General features: G+C 38.3%; 1 protein-coding gene and 1 pseudogene. Both read right to left on the bottom strand.

What is annotated here, in order from left to right; all coding sequences use genetic code 11:
• Nucleotides 1-276: protein Ycf2 (locus DLK05_RS18995; protein ID WP_235832028.1), on the bottom strand; the 276-nt coding region annotated here is incomplete at its 3' end.
• A gap of 366 nt (nt 277-642) precedes the next feature.
• Nucleotides 643-900: pseudogene (locus tag DLK05_RS18990) on the bottom strand (AAA family ATPase); the annotation flags it as partial.
• Nucleotides 901-1,103: the final 203 nt, after the last annotated feature.

Genomic DNA, 1,103 nt, shown 5'->3' with positions numbered 1-1,103 from the left:
CTGACTGCAATCTTTTTCTGTCCGTGAGGATCCCACCAAAGCGCCTTGCACTTCTAATAGGCCATGAACTAGATCCGAATCATTCTCAACGAATCCATAAGAAGTGATCCTATTTTTTTCATCGGGTAYGGGTAGAGACCAAAGGTCTTGAGCGACCGATCCGGCAGAACAACTCAAAAGATAAAGAAGTATCGTGAATTTCTTCATGCTCGTTCCAAGCTCGAAGTACCATTTGTACAAATAAGAATCCCCTTCGTTACATGATTTCTTCTTCATATAGATAGATATAGGATCTATGGGGCAATTACTTATAAGTACATTTTGTGCAACAGCCCTTCCTATCTGATAGAAAAGGATCCCRTGATCCTGAACCGATCTTACCTGGGATCGCAAATCCCAAGTTTGTCTATGAAGAGCGGATCTAATTGTATTAGTGTCTATAATTGATTTCTTCTGTGTAATACTAATCGATAGGGCCTCATTGGTAAGTGCTACAAGATCTCGTGCATTGGAACCCATGCTTATRGACYCGAATCYATTAGTATGGAACATTTTCTTTTCCAAGTGAAATCCCCTAGTATAKGAAAGAGTGAAAAMGTGCTTTCGTTGTTGTGGAATAAGAAGCCTTCGTATYTTAATGCATGTATTTAATTTATTCGGRGCTATTAGAGCGGGATCCACTTTTTGGGGAATATGAGTCGAAGCAATAACWAGAATATTTCTAGTGGARSATCTTTCACAATCCCTGGAGAGAKRGTTCACYAATAGACCGAGGGMTAAGTAAYTCGACTCATTCACAKMMAGATCATGAATGTTTGGAATCCATATTATGCAAGGAGACATTGCTTTTGCTAATTCGARTTGAAGGGTGATATAAAATCGGTCTATTTYCRRCRTCATATCCATAGTTAGYGCATTCATCATAGTTAGMAGCTCCRKMTCMRTATCAAGKTCAYSATCGATATCRTCACTATCATCAATATCGTYACTAKCATCAATATCGTCACTATCATCAATATCGATATCATCAATAARAAAACCTTTMGGCTTGTTATCCAGGAACTTGTTCAGAAATACYGTAATGAAAGGAACATAGGAGTTTG

The sequence above is a fragment of the Ancylomarina longa genome, assembly GCF_003996985.1.
GTDB lineage: Bacteria > Bacteroidota > Bacteroidia > Bacteroidales > Marinifilaceae > Ancylomarina_A > Ancylomarina_A longa.
This window is presented reverse-complemented; position numbering and strand designations above follow the sequence as displayed.